General features: G+C 72.4%; 14 protein-coding genes. 8 read left to right on the forward strand and 6 right to left on the reverse strand.

Annotated features, from left to right (window positions below):
• The first annotated feature begins 151 nt into the window (after positions 1-151).
• On the forward strand, positions 152-430 hold the full coding sequence (locus IF02_RS0129450; protein ID WP_030162284.1) for a GlsB/YeaQ/YmgE family stress response membrane protein: 279 nt from the start codon (positions 152-154) through the stop codon (positions 428-430).
• A gap of 81 nt (positions 431-511) precedes the next feature.
• On the opposite strand, the gene tyrS is transcribed toward IF02_RS0129450, so the two are convergent.
• From tyrS to IF02_RS0129465, 3 genes are read right to left on the reverse strand one after another with little or no spacing between them, the layout of a single operon-like run.
• On the reverse strand, positions 512-1,777 hold the full coding sequence (gene tyrS, locus IF02_RS0129455) for a tyrosine--tRNA ligase (protein ID WP_030162286.1): 1,266 nt from the start codon (positions 1,775-1,777) through the stop codon (positions 512-514).
• A 58-nt stretch (positions 1,778-1,835) separates the two neighbouring features.
• Positions 1,836-3,227 (reverse strand): metallopeptidase TldD-related protein, encoded by a 1,392-nt coding sequence (locus IF02_RS0129460; protein WP_030162288.1) that lies wholly within the window; start codon positions 3,225-3,227, stop codon positions 1,836-1,838.
• Positions 3,227-4,750 (reverse strand): TldD/PmbA family protein, encoded by a 1,524-nt coding sequence (locus IF02_RS0129465; RefSeq protein ID WP_030162290.1) that lies wholly within the window; start codon positions 4,748-4,750, stop codon positions 3,227-3,229. Before IF02_RS0129465 ends, IF02_RS0129460 begins: the two co-directional genes overlap by 1 nt.
• A gap of 185 nt (positions 4,751-4,935) precedes the next feature.
• Here IF02_RS0129465 and fabG point away from each other — a divergent pair, with 185 nt between their 5' ends.
• From fabG to IF02_RS0129480, 3 genes are all read left to right on the forward strand, one after another.
• Entirely contained in the window at positions 4,936-5,655 is a 720-nt protein-coding gene (fabG, locus tag IF02_RS0129470; protein WP_030162292.1) for a 3-oxoacyl-[acyl-carrier-protein] reductase, read from the forward strand.
• Positions 5,656-5,660: 5 nt separating this feature from the next.
• Positions 5,661-6,431, forward strand: a complete 771-nt coding sequence (gene fabI / locus IF02_RS0129475; RefSeq protein ID WP_030162294.1) for an enoyl-ACP reductase FabI — start codon at positions 5,661-5,663, stop codon at positions 6,429-6,431.
• Between the two features lie 244 nt (positions 6,432-6,675).
• The gene (locus IF02_RS0129480; RefSeq protein WP_030162296.1) at positions 6,676-7,131 is read left to right on the forward strand and encodes a hypothetical protein; all 456 of its coding nucleotides are present in this window, start codon (positions 6,676-6,678) and stop codon (positions 7,129-7,131) included.
• Positions 7,132-7,204: 73 nt separating this feature from the next.
• Here IF02_RS0129480 and IF02_RS0129485 read toward each other — a convergent pair whose 3' ends face one another.
• Entirely contained in the window at positions 7,205-7,876 is a 672-nt protein-coding gene (locus IF02_RS0129485) for a FadR/GntR family transcriptional regulator (protein ID WP_030162298.1), read from the reverse strand.
• 90 nt (positions 7,877-7,966) lie between these two features.
• Between IF02_RS0129485 and IF02_RS0129490 the strand changes: the two genes are divergently transcribed.
• The 4 genes from IF02_RS0129490 to IF02_RS0129505 all read left to right on the forward strand — a co-directional run bounded on the left by IF02_RS0129490 (position 7,967) and on the right by IF02_RS0129505 (position 10,379).
• Complete coding sequence (locus IF02_RS0129490) at positions 7,967-9,280, forward strand: CynX/NimT family MFS transporter (RefSeq protein ID WP_030162300.1); 1,314 nt, start codon at positions 7,967-7,969, stop codon at positions 9,278-9,280.
• 5 nt (positions 9,281-9,285) lie between these two features.
• On the forward strand, positions 9,286-9,405 hold the full coding sequence (locus IF02_RS36015) for an SGM_5486 family transporter-associated protein (protein ID WP_267880934.1): 120 nt from the start codon (positions 9,286-9,288) through the stop codon (positions 9,403-9,405).
• Between the two features lie 148 nt (positions 9,406-9,553).
• Positions 9,554-9,754, forward strand: a complete 201-nt coding sequence (locus IF02_RS0129500) for a hypothetical protein (RefSeq protein WP_030162302.1) — start codon at positions 9,554-9,556, stop codon at positions 9,752-9,754.
• 103 nt (positions 9,755-9,857) lie between these two features.
• Positions 9,858-10,379: a SixA phosphatase family protein gene (locus tag IF02_RS0129505; RefSeq protein WP_030162304.1), complete on the forward strand. Its 522-nt coding sequence runs from the start codon at positions 9,858-9,860 to the stop codon at positions 10,377-10,379.
• 121 nt (positions 10,380-10,500) lie between these two features.
• Here IF02_RS0129505 and serB read toward each other — a convergent pair whose 3' ends face one another.
• Complete coding sequence (gene serB / locus IF02_RS0129510; protein WP_030162337.1) at positions 10,501-11,700, reverse strand: phosphoserine phosphatase SerB; 1,200 nt, start codon at positions 11,698-11,700, stop codon at positions 10,501-10,503.
• A 229-nt stretch (positions 11,701-11,929) separates the two neighbouring features.
• On the reverse strand, positions 11,930-13,462 hold the full coding sequence (locus tag IF02_RS34995; protein WP_030162306.1) for a streptophobe family protein: 1,533 nt from the start codon (positions 13,460-13,462) through the stop codon (positions 11,930-11,932).
• Between the last annotated feature and the right edge of the window lie 199 nt (positions 13,463-13,661).

The raw sequence follows: 13,661 nt of genomic DNA on the forward strand, positions 1-13,661 counted from the left end.
CTCCCCGGTCCGGACCCCTCCCACCGTACGCCGCCCGCCCCGTGGGGAGGAGAGGGGGTGTCCCCCGAATGGGGCTGTCCGAAATGCGCAGTACGCCGGACGGGTCGAAACTGGGCCCACATGCGCACAACGCGCCACGAGGAGGCTCGACATGTCATGGTTGTGGGCGATCATCGTCGGTTTCGTGCTGGGCCTCATAGCCCGGGCAGTCCTGCCGGGCAAGCAGCACCAGCCCCTCTGGCTGACCACCCTGTTCGGCATCGCCGGCGGCATCCTCGGCAACGCCGTCGCGGTCTGGATCGGCGTCGGGGAGACCAAGGGCATCGACTGGACCCGGCACCTGCTGCAACTTGCCGGAGCGGTGCTGATCGTGGCTCTCGGTGAGATGGTCTACAAGTCGCTCAAGGGCGGCAGCAAGCAGACGACCTGAGGGGCGGCATGACGGAGGGGCCGGCCGGACGTCTCGTCCGTACCGGCCCCTCCGCCGCGCTCGGGCGTCAGGCCCCGGGCGTCAGCCCGTGACCTCGACCGCCGCCAGGTTCTTCTTGCCGCGGCGCAGCACCAGCCAGCGCCCGTGCAGCAGCTCCTCCTTGGCGGGGACCGCGTCCTCGGCGGTGACCTTCGTGTTGTTCACGTAGGCGCCGCCCTCCTTCACGGTCCGGCGGCCGGCCGACTTGCTCGCCACCAGCCCGGTCTCCGCGAGCAGGTCCACCACCAGGCCCGGCTCGGCGACCCGTACGTGCGGCAGCTCGGACAGGGCCGCGGCCAGCGTGGCCTCGTCCAGGTCCGCCAGCTCGCCCTGGCCGAACAGCGCCTTCGACGCGGCGATCACGGCCGCGCACTGGTCGGCGCCGTGCACCAGGGTGGTCAGCTCCTCCGCCAGCGCCCGCTGGGCGGCGCGCGCCTGCGGCCGCTCGGCGGTCTGCGCCTCCAGCGCCTCCAGTTCCTCGCGGGACTTGAAGGACAGGATGCGCATGTAGGTGGAGATGTCCCGGTCGTCCACGTTCAGCCAGAACTGGTAGAACGCGTACGGGGTGGTCATCTCCGGGTCGAGCCAGACGGACCCGCTCTCGGACTTGCCGAACTTGGTGCCGTCCGCCTTGACCATCAGCGGGGTCGCCAGCGCGTGCACGTTCGCGTGCGGCTCCAGGCGGTGGATCAGGTCGAGACCGGCGGTCAGGTTGCCCCACTGGTCGGACCCGCCCTGCTGGAGGGTGCAGCCGTAGCGCCGGTACAGCTCCAGGAAGTCCATGCCCTGGAGCAGCTGGTAGCTGAACTCGGTGTAGCTGATGCCCTGGTCGGACTCCAGGCGCTTGGCGACCGAGTCCTTCGTCAGCATCTTGTTGACGCGGAAGTGCTTGCCGATGTCACGCAGGAACTCGATGGCGGACATGCCCGCCGTCCAGTCCAGGTTGTTCACCATGATCGCGGCGTTCTCGCCCTCGAAGGACAGGTACGGCTCGATCTGGCCCCGAAGCCGGGTCACCCAGTTCGCGATCGTCTCCGGGTCGTTCAGCGTCCGCTCGGCCGTGGGCCGCGGGTCGCCGATCTGACCGGTGGCCCCGCCGACCAGCGCCAGCGGCCGGTGCCCGGCCTGCTGGAGCCGGCGTACGGTCAGCACCTGCACGAGGTGTCCCACGTGCAGGGAGGCCGCCGTCGGGTCGAAGCCGCAATAGAAGGTGACCGGACCGTCCGCGAACGCCTTGCGCAGCGCTTCTTCGTCGGTGGACTGGGCGAAGAGCCCACGCCACTTCAGTTCGTCGACGATGTCCGTCACGGTCTCTCGACTCCTTCACATGGGGAAATGCGTCACGCCAAAGGCTCAGTCTAGGTGGTCAGACACCCTTGCTGACCGAGCTCATGTTGAAATCCGGGATGCGCAGCGCGGGCATCGCGGCCCTCGTGAAATAGTCGCTCCACTCGCGCGGCAGGGTCTTCTCGGTCCGGCCCGCCTCGGAGGCCCGCGACAGCAGGTCCACCGGAGATTCGTTGAACCGGAAGTTGTTCACCTCGCCGACGACCTGGCCGTTCTCCACCAGGTAGACGCCGTCCCGGGTCAGCCCCGTGAGCAGCAGCGTCGCCGGGTCGACCTCGCGGATGTACCAGAGGCAGGTCAGCAGCAGACCCCGCTCGGTGGCGGCCACCATCTCCTCCAGCGAGCGGTCGCCGCCGCCGTCCAGGATCAGGTTCCCGAAGCCCGGCGCGACCGGCATCCCGGTCATGCCCGCGCTGTGCCGGGTCGTGGTCAGCCGGGCCAGCTCGCCGTCCCGGATCCACTCGGTGGCCGGGACCGGCAGGCCGTTGTCGAAGACCGAGGCGTCGTCGCCCGAGCTGTGCGCGATCACGAACGGCGCGGACTCCAGGCCCGGCGCGTGCGGGTCGCTGCGCAGGGTCAGCGGCAGCTGCGACAGCTTCTCGCCGAGCCGGGTGCCGCCGCCCGGCTTGGAGAACACCGTCCGGCCCTCCACCGCGTCCCGGGCCGCCGCGGACCACATCTGGTAGATCAGCAGGTCGGCCACCGCGGTCGGCGGCAGCAGGGTTTCGTACCGGCCGGCGGGCAGGTCGATCTTCCGCTCCGCCCAGCCCAGCCGTACGGCGAGCTCGGCGTCCAGCACGGTCGGGTCCACGTCCTTGAAGTCCCGGGTGGCGCGGCCGGCCCAGGCCGAGCGCTGCCGGTCGGGGGACTTGGCGTTGAGCTCCAGGGTGCCGTTCGGCTGGTCGTGGCGCAGCCGCAGCCCGGTCGAGGTGCCGACGTACGTGGAGACCAGCTCGTGGTTGGCGAAGCCGTACAGCTCCCGGCCGCCCGCGCGGGCCCGGGCGAAGGCCTCGCCGAGGGCCGGGGCGAAGTCGGCGAACACCGCCGAGGAGGTCTCGGCCGGGGCCTCGGTGAAGTCGGGCGAGGCCGGGGTCCCGGTGACCAGCGGCCGGGCGTCCTCCGCGGGGCCGGCGCCGCGGGCGGCGGCCTCGGCGGCCCGCACCAGCGGCTCCAGGTCCCCGGCGGTCACGGCGGAGCGCGACACGACCCCCGAGGCCGTGCCCTCCTTGCCGTCGACGGTGGCGATGACCGTCAGGGTCCGGCCGCGGGTGACGCCGTTGGTGGTGAGCGCGTTGCCCGCCCAGCGCAGGTTGGCCGTCGACTCCTCGTCGGCGATGACGACGCAGCCGTCGGCGGTGGACAGCTCCAGCGCCCGCTCGACGATCTCGTGGGGCTTCGTACGAATCGACATCAGCGTCCGGCCTCCTGCGTGGTGTTCAAGATGTTCACGTCGCGGAACAGCGCGGACGGGCAGCCGTGCGAGACGGCCGCGACCTGGCCCGGCTGGGCCTTGCCGCAGTTGAAGGCGCCGCCCAGGACGTAGGTCTGGGGGCCGCCGACCTTCTCCATCGACCCCCAGAAGTCGGTGGTCGTGGCCTGGTAGGCGACGTCGCGCAGCTGCCCGGCCAGCTTGCCGTTCTCGATCCGGAAGAACCGCTGCCCGGTGAACTGGAAGTTGTAGCGCTGCATGTCGATCGACCAGGAGCGGTCGCCGACGACGTAGATGCCGCGCTCCACCCCGCCGATCAGGTCCTCGGTGGACAGCCCGCCCGGATCCGGCCGGAGCGAGACGTTCGCCATCCGCTGGACGGGCACGTGCCCGGGGGAGTCGGCGAAGGCACAGCCGTTGGAGCGGCCCAGGTCGGTGAGCTTCGCGATCCGGCGGTCCAGTTGGTAGCCGACCAGGGTGCCGTCCTTGACCAGGTCCCAGCTCTGCGCCTGGACGCCCTCGTCGTCGAAGCCGACGGTGGCGAGCCCGTGCTCGGCGGTGCGGTCACCCGTCACGTTCATGACCGGGGAGCCGTACTTGAGCTTGCCCAGCTGGTCGAAGGTGGCGAAGGAGGTCCCCGCGTACGCCGCCTCGTAGCCCAGCGCCCGGTCGAGCTCGGTGGCGTGGCCGATGGACTCGTGGATCGTGAGCCACAGGTTGGACGGGTCCACGACCAGGTCGTAGCGCCCCGCCTCGACGCTCGGCGCCCGCATCTTCTCGGCGAGCAGTCCGGGGATCTGCTCCAGCTCGGTGTCCCAGTCCCAGCCGGTGCCGGTCAGGTACTCCCAGCCGCGCCCGGCCGGCGGGGCGATGGTGCGCATCGAGTCGAACTCGCCGGTGGTCGCGTCCACGGCGACCGCGGTGAGCTGCGGGTGGATCCGTACGCGCTGCTGCGTGGTCATGGTGCCGGCGGTGTCGGCGTAGAACTTGTTCTCGTGGACGGCGAGCAGCGAGGCGTCGACGTGCGCCACCCCGTCGGCGGCCAGCAGCCGCGAGCTCCAGTCGGCGAGCAGGGCCGCCTTCTCCGCGTCCGGCACCTCGAACGGGTTCACGTCGTACGCGGAGATCCACGTCTTGTCGGCGTGCACCGGCTCGTCGGCGAGCTCCACCCGCTCGTTCGAACCCGCGGCCTTGATGACCTGAGCGGACAGCTTCGCCATGGCCACGGCCTGCGAGGCCACCTTGGCGGCGCCGTCCATGGTCAGGTCCACACCGGAGGCGAATCCCCAGCTGCCCCCGTGCACCACCCGGACCGCGTAGCCGAGGTCGGTGGTGTCCGAACTGCTCGAGGGCTTGGCGTCCCGAAGCCGCCAGGCGGCGCTGCGGATCCGTTCGAGCCGGAAGTCGGCATGGTCGCAGCCCAGCGCGCGGGCCCGCGCGAGCGCCGCGTCGGCGAGCGCCCGCAGGGGCAGCGCGGTGAAGGCCGCGTCGATGGAATGGGGCACGGTAGTCCTCCCGGGGTCGGGGCCGGTCGCCTCGATCATGTCGCGCTCGGGGCTCTTGTGCCTACATCTTTCTGTAGGGACTCGACAGAGCCCGTACCGAGGCCCTGTGGGAGATCGATTCTCCGCCGGGGGGACCTGGCCTATAGGTTTTTGGTACTCAGACAGCTAGTCGAAAGGGTGATCCGTTGAGCCGCTCGGTTCTCGTCACCGGAGGAAACCGGGGCATCGGCCTCGCCATCGCCCGAGCCTTCGCGCAGGCCGGCGACAAGGTCGCGATCACGTACCGGTCGGGTGAGCCGCCGCAGGAGCTCACCGCGCTCGGCGTCCTGGCGGTCCGCTGCGACATCACCGACTCCGAGCAGGTGGAGCAGGCCTACAAGCAGATCGAGGACGCGCACGGCGCGGTCGAGGTGCTGGTGGCCAACGCCGGCATCACCAAGGACACGCTGCTGATGCGCATGTCCGAGGAGGACTTCGCGTCCGTCGTCGACACCAACCTCACCGGCACCTTCCGGGTGGTCAAGCGCGCGAACCGTGGCATGCTCCGTGCCAAGAAGGGCCGCGTCGTCCTGATCTCCTCGGTCGTCGGGCTGCTGGGCTCGGCCGGCCAGGCCAACTACGCGGCCTCCAAGGCCGCGCTGGTCGGCTTCGCCCGCTCGCTCGCCCGTGAGCTCGGCTCGCGCAACATCACCTTCAACGTCGTGGCCCCCGGTTTCGTGGACACGGACATGACGAAGGTGCTCACCGACGAGCAGCGCGCGGGCATCGTCGGCCAGGTACCCCTGGGCCGCTACGCGCAGCCCGAGGAGATCGCGGCAGCCGTGAGCTTCCTGGCGTCCGACGACGCCGCGTACATCACAGGAGCCGTCATTCCCGTTGACGGCGGATTGGGCATGGGTCACTGATCACCATGAGCGGAATTCTCGACGGCAAGCGCATCCTCATCACCGGGGTGCTGATGGAGTCGTCCATCGCCTTCCACGCCGCCAAGCTGGCCCAGGAGCAGGGCGCCGAGGTCATCCTCACCGCGTGGCCGCGCCCCACGCTGACCGAGCGCATCGCCAAGAAGCTGCCGAAGCCGGTCAAGGTGATCGAGCTCGACGTCACCAACGAAGAGCACCTGGCCCGCCTGGAGGGCCTCGTCCGCGAGGAGCTCGGCAGCCTCGACGGGGTCGTGCACTCCATCGGCTTCGCCCCGCAGGACGCCCTGGGCGGCAACTTCCTGAACACCCCGTTCGAGTCGGTGGCCACCGCCATGCACGTCTCGGCGTTCTCGCTGAAGTCGCTGACCATGGCCTGCAAGCCGCTGTTCCCGGCGGAGGGCGCGGCCGTTGTCGGCCTCACCTTCGACGCGCAGTTCGCCTGGCCGCAGTACGACTGGATGGGCCCGGCCAAGGCCGCGCTGGAGGCCACCAGCCGCTACCTCGCCCGTGACCTGGGCAAGGAGAACATCCGCTGCAACCTGGTCTCGGCCGGTCCGCTCGGCTCGATGGCGGCGAAGTCCATCCCGGGCTTCTCCGAGCTGGCCGACGTCTGGAACTCCCGCTCCATGCTGGAGTGGGACATGACCGACCCGGAGCCCGCGGGCAAGGGTGTCGTGGCCCTGCTGTCGGACTGGTTCCCGAAGACCACCGGCGAGATCGTCCACGTGGACGGCGGCCTGCACGCGATGGGTGCCTGACCGGGGTACCGACGGGTAGGCAGAGGTAGTAGAGGTACTCGTACGTCCGTACGGCGGCGGCCGCGTCTCCCTTCCGGGAGGCGCGGCCGTCGCCGTATCCGCCGGTGGGGGCGGGGATTCAGGCCGGGTGTTCGATCAGATTTTCGCCCTCCGACCGGATCTTCCCGAGTCGAAAACCAGGACAGATGCCTGCAAACTGACCGAGCCGGGATCTTCTCGGCTCGTGCGGGGAGGAGGTACGGGAGTGCGCGCGAGGCGGAGCCGAGCGGTATCGCTGCTGGTCACCTCGGTGGTCCTGACGGGATTCCTGATCCCGGGGGCCGACGCGCAGTCCGAGGGGGGCGAAGCGCTGTCCGGTCCGGAGGCGGTGGCCGTCGTGGAACCGGCCGTCGTGGAGCCCGCCGCCGTCGACCTCGACGAGATCCCCGCCGAGCCGCCCGTACGGCCCCGGCCGCCCGTCGCCCGGGAGCTGTTCGGCGCCGACTGCGACACCGTGATCGAGGGCTCGCAGGTGTCGGCCACCTGCCTCAACAGCTATCCGGAGACCGATCTCCTGCGCCTGCACGTGGAGTGCGACCGCTGGTGGGACGTGGACGCGGACAGCGCCGCCGTCGCCCTGGCACCGGCCGGCCGGATCGAGCTCACCAGCCGCTGCTGGAAGGAGGTCCGCTCGGCCTGGGTGACCCACCAGCGGCCGTGAGCCGCGGGCGGCCGTGACCCGCCTACGGCCGTGACTCGCGGGCGGCCCCGCCCCCGGGTCCCTTCCGCGAGGGCTACTTCCTGCCGAGGCACGCGAACGGGTAGCCCGCCGCCTCCGACGCCGCCGTGTCCCCGTCCCCGCGCCGGATCGCCTCGATCAGCCGGGCGTGGTCCAGGTGCGCAGCGGGATCCAGCTCCGTGCCCACGTCCGTGCGCAGCCAGTCCGCCACCAGGTCGCCGAGGTCCGCGTACAGCTCGATGAGCACCTCGTTCTGCGAGGCCGCCACCACCGCCATGTGCAGCGCGACGTCCGCCGCCACGAACCGCTCCGCGTCCCCGCTCGCCCAGGCCTCCTCGCGCCGCGCCAGCAGGGCGTCCAGCTGCCCCAGGTCCCGCTCGGTGCGCCGCTCCGCCGCCAGCCGGGCCGCGGCGGACTCCAGCGTCGAGCGGAGCTCGGCGATGTGGCGCGGGTCGGCGTTCGCGAAGCGGCGGTGCATCACCCCGGCCAGCTCGCTGGTGGCGATGACGTACGTCCCCGAGCCCTGGCGGATGTCCAGCAGCCCGTTGTGCGCCAGTGCCCGGACGGCCTCCCGGACCGTGTTGCGGGCGACGCCCAGCAGTTCCACCAGCTCCGGCTCGGTGGGGATGCGGGCCCCGACGGGCCATTCGCCGGACGTGATCTGGTTCCGGAGCTGGGCGATCACCTGGTCGACCAGCGCGGAGCGCCGGGGCGAGGTCAGCGGCATACGGCGGGTTCCTATCCGAGTCCGGTCCGAGAGGGGGTTGTCACCCTCCGAGGGTGACAACCAATCATCCCATGATTCTATGATGGTGTAATGCCCGACGAAGAAATCCAGACCCTGAACCGGCCCGAGGCCGCGCGCACGGTACCCGCACCGTCCCGTTCCGCCGCCCCCACGAGCCCGCAAGCACAGCCGGACCCCACCTGGCTCGGCCCGGTCCTCATCGTCGGCATCGTGCTGGCCGCCCTCAACCTGCGGCCCGCCATCACCAGCCTCGGCGCCCTCTTCGAGGAGGTCCGCACGGGCCTCGGCATGAGCGGCACCGTCGCCGGGCTGATCACCTCCGTCCCCGCCCTCTGCTTCGCCGTCTTCGGCATCACCGCGCCCCGGCTCTCCCGCCGCTTCGGCCCGGCCGCCGTCGTCTGCGCCGGCATGGCCGCCGTCGCCGCCGGGCTGCTGATCCGGCCTTTCGCGCACGGCGCCGCCGGCTTCCTCGCCGCCAGCGCCCTGTCCCTGGCGGGCATAGCCCTGACCAACGTGCTGCTCCCGGTCATCGTCAAGCGCTGGTTCCCGGACCGCGTGGGCACCATGACCGGCCTGTACTCCATGGCCCTGGCCCTCGGCACCTCGCTGGCCGCCGCCGTGACCGTGCCCATGACCTCCGCCCTCGGCGGCAGCTGGCGTACGGGCCTGCTGGTCTGGGCCGTGCTCGCACTGGTCGCCGTACTGCCCTGGCTGCCCGTCGCGGCGGCCGCCCGGCGCCAGAAGCGTGCCGCGGACTCCCCGGCCGCCGGGGCCGTACGGGCGGACGCGGGTCCGAAGATCGTCCGCAGCCGTACCGCCTGGGCCCTGGCCTGCTACTTCGGCCTCCAGGCCACCGGCGCGTACATCACCATGGGCTGGCTCCCGCAGATCTTCCGCGACGCCGGGGTCTCCGCCTCCACCGCGGGCGTCCTGCTCGCCGTCACCATGGTCATGGGCGTCCCGCTCGCCTTCGTCATCCCCAACCTGGCCGGCCGGATGAAGAACCAGGGGGCCATCGCCGTCACCCTCGGCGCCTTCGGCCTCGTCGGATACACCGGCCTCCACTTCGCCCCCGCCGCCGGAGCCTGGGCCTGGGCGCTCCTGCTCGGCGTCTCCAACTGCGCCTTCCCCCTCGTCATCACGATGATCGGGCTGCGCGCCAAGTCCCCGGCCGGCGTGGTCAAGCTGTCCGCCTTCGCCCAGAGCGTCGGCTACCTCATCTCCATCCCCGGACCGCTCCTCATCGGCGCCCTCTACCAGCACAGCGGCGGCTGGGACCTGCCGCTCACCGTCATGGCGTGCCTGCTGGTCCCGCAGGTCGCGCTGGGCATCCTGGCCGGCCGGGACCGCACGATCGAGGACGAATGCGGCATGCGAGACTGAGCGGCATGTCGCCCGTACTCGAACCGAACCCGCAGAACAGCCACAAGAAGCTCGGCCTGGTGCTGGGCGCGATGCTGGTCGTCACCGTGATCATCTCCGTCATCGCGAGCGTCGTCTCCCCCTGACCCGTCCAGGGGTAGGGGTAACCCCCCAACCCTTAGGGGGCCAGGGTCAGGGTCGACTGGGGTGTGTCCCGGATGGGCACCGCACCTTCGAATCCATAGATTCGAAGAGAGCGAGCCAGTCCCACCCCGCGTACCCACGGAGGCGGCCATGTCGGCCCCCACACACACTCCCGGTCCCCGAGTCCACGGCGCCAGCACCCGGCTGCACTGGTGGGCGCTGGCCCTGCCCGCGCTCGCCTTCGGCCTCCTCCTGCTGCTCCTCGCCGGCTCCGGCCAGGCCCATGCCGCCACCGGCGAGGCCGCGGCGATCCTCCAGGTCACCGAGCAGATCCTGCGCGTCGTCGGCTGACCGGGCCGTACGGCCGAGCCCCGCGGCCCAGCCCCGCGGCCGACCGCCGCCGAGCCCCCAACACCCTGCGCCCGATGGCCCGATTCATGCGAAGCTGGGAGCCATGAGCGCCGACACACCCCGCAGGATCGTCCTCCTCCGGCACGCCAAGGCCGACTGGCCCGAGGTGTCCGACCACGAGCGCCCGCTGGCGGAACGCGGCCGCAAGGACGCACCGGCCGCAGGGTTGAAGCTGTCCGAGACCGGCATCGCCTTCGACCTGGCCCTCTGCTCCACCGCAGCCCGCACCCGTGAGACGTGGAAGCTCGCCGTCCAGGAGATGCCGCACCGGCCGAAGACCCACTACGAGGAGCGGCTGTACGACGCCTCGCTGGGCGAGCTCATCGCCCTCCTGAACGAGACGTCCGACGAGGTCAAGGACCTCCTCGTCATCGGCCACAACCCGGGCATGCACGCCCTCGCCGACGCCCTCTCGGGACGCGCGGAGGGCGACACCCTGGCCCGTATGACCCGCACCGGCTTCCCGACCGCGGCCTTGGCCGTCGTCTCCTTCACCGGCTCCTGGAAGTCCGTGGAGCACGGGGTGGGCACGCTGCTGGACTACTGGACGCCCAAGGACCACTGAGCGGGCGTACGAGCGCCACGACGCGGGGACGAGGGCGGGCCCCGGCGCGATCGATCCGCCGGGGCCCGCCCTCGTCTGCCCCTCGTCTGCTCCTCGTCTGCTCCTCGTCCGCGCGGACGGCTCAGGTCAGGCCCGCGGCCTCGACCTCTTCCCGCGTGATCCCGAGCAGGTACAGCACCGCGTCCAGGAACGGCACGTTCACCGCCGTGTGCGCGGCCTCGCGGACGACCGGCTTGGCGTTGAACGCCACGCCCAGCCCGGCCGCGTTCAGCATGTCCAGGTCGTTGGCGCCGTCACCGATGGCCACCGTCTGGGCCAGCGGTACGCCGGCCTCCGAGGCGAAGCGGCGCAGCAGCCGCGCCTTCCCGGCCCGGTCCACGATCTCGCCGGTGACCCGGCCGGTCAGCCGCCCGTCGACGATCTCCAGGGTGTTGGCCGAGGCGAAGTCCAGGCCCAGCCGCTCCTGCAGATCGTCCGTCACCTGGGTGAACCCGCCGGAGACCACACCCACCTGGTAGCCGAGCTGCTTGAGGGTGCGGATCAGGGTCCGGGCGCCCGGCGTCAGCCGCACCTCGGAGCGGACCTTGTCCACGACGGAGGCGTCCAGCCCGGCCAGCAGCTTCACCCGCGCGTGCAGCGACTGCTCGAAGTCCAGCTCCCCGCGCATCGCCCGCTCGGTCACCTCGGCGACCTCCGCCTCGCAGCCGGCGTGCGCGGCGAACAGCTCGATGACCTCGTCCTGGATCAGGGTCGAGTCCACGTCCATGACGACCAGGCGCTGCGCCCGGCGGTGCAGCCCGGCCGAGACCACGGCCACGTCGACGCCGATGTGGGAGGCGGAGGTGGCCAGCTCGGTGCGCAGCGGCTCGGTCTCCACACCGGAGACGGCGAACTCGACGGCCGTCACCGGGTACTTGGCGAGCCGGAAGATGCGGTCGATGTTGCCGCCGGTCGCGGTGATCCGGGAGGCGATGGCGGCCGTGGACTCGGCGGTCAGCGGATGCCCGAGCACGGTGACATGGGAACGGCCGCTGCCGCGCGGCCGGTTGTCACCGGTACCGGAGAGGATCTCGGCCTGCAGCTTCAGCGACTCGGCCCAGCTGTGGACGGTGGCCCGCAGCTCGCCCTCGCCGCTGTCGGCGGGCTTGGTGACGAGGGCGCACAGGACGATGCGGCCACGGGTGACGACCTGCTCGATGTCGACGACGTCGACGGAGTAGGCGGCGAGGGTGTCGAACAGCCCGGCGGTGATCCCGGGACGGTCCTTGCCGAAGATCTTGACGAGGAGGGTGGGGACGTCGGAGGTCTGCGAAGCGCTCATGGTGCCCTCACCGTATCTTCCCGTCCTGCCTGCCAGGACCCCCGTCCCACCTGCCGGAACCATTTCCCGGCGCAGCGCGCTGCGGCGCCGCCGATCGCGGGCGCCCGGGGGGCGGCGGGGGAGTGGCGGCGAGGTGAATGCGGGCCGACGGGGAGGTGTCGGGGGCCCTCGGGGCGGCGCGGTGGCCGAGCGTGTTCGATTCGGTACGCTCCGTTCCCCTCCCGGAGCCTCAGCCCGGCGGCCCCAGCGGTGGCGGCGGGGGAGGCGGCGGCGGCGGGGTGAACGGCGGGCGGGGCGGGCGGTGGCGCGGCGCCGGCCGGCCGGCGGGCCTCCGGGGCAGCCGGGTGATCGTGACGTCCCAGGAGCCGTCGGGCTCCGCGTAGGGCTCGGGCTCCGGACGGGCGTACGGGTGCGGCCGCCCCGGCGGGGGCCGGTACGGGGCCGTCGGCGCCTCGGAGGCCGGTACGGCCGCCCCGCCGGGCCCGGCCGCGGACACCGGCACCGGCTGCGGCCGACGGCGGCCCCCGGCCAGCAGGGCCCCCGCCCCGCCCGCCACCGCACCCCAGGCCGCGCCGAGCAGCAGCGCGTAGAGCGCGTCCCCCCGCAGCTCCACCCCGGCATCCACCGCGTCGACGCCGAGCACCGACAGCGACGCGTCGACCGACACCCCCGTCAGCAGCACCAGCACCGTCAGCGCCACCCCGGTCACGGCCGACAGCCGCACCGCGCACGCCGCGATCCCGCGCCCCGGAGTCCGTACGGCGGCCAGCACACCGGCGCAGAGCAGCAGCAGCCCCACCCCCGCGACCAGCAGCCAGACCCGCCCGTCGTACTCCGCGAGCCGGGACACCGTCACCGGCTCCCGGGCCCCCACCCCCAGCAGATCGTCCAGCGGATCCGGCAGCAGCCGGCTCAGCGTGCCCGTGGCCCGGCCGTCGAACGGTACGAGGAGCCCCAGCAGCACCCCCGTCCAGGCCCCGTTCGGCGCCCCCAGCAGTGCTGCGCCCAGGACCCGCCCCGGATGCTCGTCGCGCGCCGCCGCCCACACCGCGGCCGCCAGCCCGGCCGCCACCGCCACCAGCAAGGCCGTCACCAGCGCCGACACGGCGGGACGCAGCCGCGCGAACGCCGCCGGCCCGCGCCGCGAAGCGAGCAGCGCCACCGCCAGTACGGCCAGCGCCCACACCCCCGCGCCCAGCAGCGTCGGCCCGGACTCCACCGAGAACCCCACCCGGGCCCGGGTGTCGATCAGGTCCCCGATGCGGTCCGGGAGCAGCCCGCCGACGTCCCCGATCCCCGGGACCACCACCTTCGACGGCGTCCTCGGCAGCCGCGGCCCGTCCAGGGTGACCACCTCGTGCCCGGCCCGGGCGAGCCCGCCCGCCGCGGCGACGAGCAGCACCGCCACCGCGGCCGCCCGGGCGGCGAGTTCCCCGCGGGGCGCCCCGGTCCGGATCGAGCGCAGGAAGATCCGGGCCAGGACCAGCGCTCCGGCCAGCCCCACCCCGAGCGGCATGACGTCCAGCGAGGACGGGGCGCCCGGCCCGGTGATCCCGAGGACGGACATGTCCCCCGACGGGGTGACCGTGCCGCCGATCGCGAGGACCACCACGGCGGCGGTCATCGCCCCGAGCGAGCCGCCCGCGGCGTCGGCGCCCGACAGGCGGAGCCCCAGGGCGGCGACCCCGGCCATGGCGACGAGGGCCCAGCCGGTGGCGGCGATGCCCGACAGGACCACGTCTCCCCAACGAATGCGGCGCATGCGTACCCCCGGTGCGTGTCGAGCGTGCGTGCCGAGCGGGACGGGGTCAGCCAGGGCGAGAAGTCCCGTATCTCACTCTCCGGGTGACTTTCACCCCCGTCAACGGGCAGGCGTAGACGCCCCGGGAAGGCCCCGATTCCACATGTGGCCGCAGGCCTGAAATAGTTCCCCCGGATGTTCGCCATCCCTAGACTCCCTG

Origin of the sequence: Streptomyces sp. NRRL S-244, assembly GCF_000717915.1 — a bacterium.
Lineage (GTDB): Bacteria > Actinomycetota > Actinomycetes > Streptomycetales > Streptomycetaceae > Streptomyces.